This is a genomic window from Deltaproteobacteria bacterium (assembly GCA_016234845.1).
In the GTDB taxonomy this organism is placed as follows: Bacteria; Desulfobacterota; Deferrimicrobia; order Deferrimicrobiales; family Deferrimicrobiaceae; genus JACRNP01.
Map to the genome: position 1 here is coordinate 1 of JACRNP010000176.1, position 3,097 is coordinate 3,097.

A 3,097-nucleotide genomic window follows, 5' to 3' on the forward strand; every position below is an offset into this window, starting at 1 on the left:
AAGGTGTACGTCGAGCGGCCGTTCTCGGTCTTCGAGCTCGACTTCGAGGAGAACCTCCGGATCGTGCGCCAGGTGCACCGGTACGGGAAGCGGCTGGCGTTCCCTTCCACCTCCGAGGTGTACGGGATGTGCGCCGACGCGGAGTTCGACGAGGAAAAATCCCCACTGGTGCTCGGGCCGATCTCGAAGGAGCGGTGGATCTACTCGTGCAGCAAGCAGCTGCTGGACCGGGTCATCTGGGCGTACGGGCGCCAGGGCCTTTCCTTCACCCTGTTCCGTCCGTTCAACTGGATCGGGCCGCGGCTGGACTCGATCGAGACGGCGAAGGAGGGGAGCTCCCGGGTGGTGACGCAGTTCATCGCGGACCTGTACCTGGGCGAGCCGATCCGGCTCGTGGACGGCGGCCGGCAGCGGCGCTGCTTCACCTACGTGGACGACGGCATCTCGGGGCTGATGAAGATCCTCGAGAACCGGGGCGGGTGCGCGACGGGGCAGATCTTCAACCTCGGGAACCCGAAGAACGACCACTCCATCCGGGAGCTGGCGGGGATGCTGCGGACACTGTACGCGAAGCACCCCCGGAGCCGCGGGAAGAAGGTCCCGCCGATCGTCGAGGTCGACTCGAAGCGGTTCTACGGCGAGGGGTACCAGGACATCCAGACGCGGACGCCGTCGATCCGCCGCGCCCAGGAGCGCCTGGGGTGGGCCCCGAAGGTCCCGATGCGGGTCGCGCTCCGGAAGACGCTCGACGCGTTCCTCGCCGAGGCCGACGCCTCCCGCAGGCGGCGGTAGGAATGCGGCCAGGGCGGGCACGCAACAGTTCATACGCTGCGTTCCTCGCGGGGGGCTTCCTCTCGGGGACGTTCGCGACCTTCGCCCGCTCACTGCGGGTTCCGCTCGACGCAATTTCCGCCTCGCTCCACACGCTGCCCCACCGGGAGAAACCGTATCGGTGGGGTACCCTTCCAGCGGGAAGTACAGGGCCCCCTGCCCCGCAACAAGCTCCGCGCCGGCGGGGTACCCCCGCGGAGAAATGCCTCGGGGGCACGAGGAACCCCCCGCTGCGTCACTCCGCGCAATGATGGGAGTAGCCGCCGACCGGATCCTCGCGCTGAAGGTCGACGTCGACACGCGGCGCGGGATGGAGAAGGGGGTCCCGTCGCTCCTCGGCACGCTCGCCGCCTTCCGGGCGCCCGCCACGTTCTTCCTCTCGTTCGGGCCGGACAACTCGGGGAGGGCGATCTTCCCGATGATCCGGAACCCCCGATTCCTTGCGAAGATGCTCCGGACCAACGCCCCCGGGCTCTACGGGTTCCGCACCGCCCTCTACGGCACGCTCCTCCCGGCTCCCATGATCGCCTCCGCCCTTCCCGGGCTGTGCCGCGAGATCGAGGCTTCGGGGCACGAGGTGGAGTTCCACGCGTGGGACCACCGATCGTGGCAGGACGACCTTCCGCGGAAGAGGCCGGAATGGATCGGCGACTGGTTCGACCGCGGGCTGGAAGCGTACGAGCGGTGCCTGGGGCATCGCCCACGGGCGTTCGGCGCTCCCGCCTGGCTTCTCACGGACGACGCGGTGTCGGCGATCGCCGGACGTCGATGGGAGTACCTGAGCTGCACGCGGGCCGCAGCGCCCTTCATCCTGGAGGGGACGGGGCTGGTCGAGGTGCCCTCGGACCTGCCGTGCCTCGAGGAGGTCGGGGGAAGCGGGGGGGCCGGGCCGATTCTCTCCGCCCTCGACGCCGGGGGGGTCCACGTCCTGGCGGTCCACGCCGAGGCGGAAGGGGGGATCTGGCGCGATGCGTTCATGAAGCTGCTTCACGGCGCCTCGGAGCGCGGGTATCGGATCGTTCCGCTGTCCGCCGTGAGCGATCGCGCGCGAAAGGGGGAGCCTCCCGTCCGCCCGTTCCGCTCCGCCCTGCTGCCCGGGCGGGCATTCCCCTGCGCCGTCTGATCCTCCCGATAATTTCCGCTTTTTTGTAGCAAAACATCGTTTTCCGGATAAAATGTTCCTTTGTCGACGGTTTGGAGGGGGAATGGTGAAGCTTCCGGAACTCAAGATCGGCCGGTTCACGGCCACGGTGCCCATCGTGCAGGGGGGGATGTCGGTCCGCGTTTCCACGTCGTCGCTGGCGGCGGCGGTGGCCGAATGCGGCGGAATCGGCACGATCGGCGGCTCCGGGATCCCCATCGACGAGCTTGCGGAAGACATCCGCAAGGCGAAGCGGATGACGCGCGGGGTGGTCGCGGTCAACATCATGTTCGCCGTCAAGCAGTTCATGGAAGTCGTCAAGGCGTCCATCGACGCCGGCGTGGACATGATCGTCACCGGGGCGGGATTCTCCCGGGATGTCTTCAAGGTCGGGAAGGAGCACAACGTCCCGATCGTCTCCATCGTCTCCTCCCCGGAGTTCGGGAAGCTGGCGGAGCGCAGCGGCGCGGACGCGATCGTCGTGGAGGCGAAGGAGGCGGGGGGGCACCTGGGAACCGACCGTCCCCTGCGGGAGCTCTTCCCCGAGGTCCGCAAGGTGGTGAAGAAGGTCCCGCTGATCGCCGCCGGGGGGATCACCGACGGCTACGACATCGCCGAGATGATGGGGAAGTTCGGCGCAGACGCGGTTCAGCTGGCGACCCGCTTCGTGCTCACGAAGGAGTGCGACGTGGCCGACTCCTTCAAGAGGAAGTACCTGTCCGCGCGCGCGGAGGACGTGGTCCTCATCGACTCGCCCGTGGGGCTGCCGGGCCGCGCGATCCGGAACCGGTTCGTCGAGCGGCTGTTCGGGGGCGGAGACGTCTACGACGGGGAGTGCCGCCGCGGGTGCCTGAAAAGCTGCAGCCACAACTTCTGCATCATCGACCGGCTCGACCTGTCCCGGAACGGCGACACGGAGGAGGGACTCGTCTTCACCGGCGAGAACGTCTGGAAGATCAAGGACGTGCCGAGCGTCCGGGAACTGATCGACCGCCTCGTGGCCGAGGCGGAAAGCGTCTACACCCCGGCTACCGCCTCCGCTTGAGGAGCGCGGCCACGGCCGCGGTCGACAGCGCGCACGCGATCCCCGCCGAGGCGAACCCCGCCCCGTAGCCGAACCGCTCG

The 3,097-nt window shown here is 68.6% G+C and carries 3 protein-coding genes; all 3 read left to right on the top strand.

What is annotated here, in order from left to right; all coding sequences use genetic code 11:
* The coding region (locus HZB86_11475) for a bifunctional UDP-4-keto-pentose/UDP-xylose synthase (protein ID MBI5906142.1) at positions 1 to 792 on the top strand (792 nt) is incomplete at its 5' end.
* A 286-nt stretch (positions 793 to 1,078) separates the two neighbouring features.
* Entirely contained in the window at positions 1,079 to 1,954 is an 876-nt protein-coding gene (locus tag HZB86_11480) for a polysaccharide deacetylase family protein (GenBank protein ID MBI5906143.1), read from the top strand.
* Positions 1,955 to 2,039: 85 nt separating this feature from the next.
* Positions 2,040 to 3,017, top strand: a complete 978-nt coding sequence (locus HZB86_11485) for a nitronate monooxygenase (protein MBI5906144.1) — start codon at positions 2,040 to 2,042, stop codon at positions 3,015 to 3,017.
* Positions 3,018 to 3,097: the final 80 nt, after the last annotated feature.

Excerpts from the sequence above, each read along its gene's own strand:
- HZB86_11480 (MBI5906143.1), top strand. The coding sequence starts at position 1,079 with ATGATGGGAGTAGCCGCCGACCGGATCCTCGCGCTGAAGGTCGACGTC.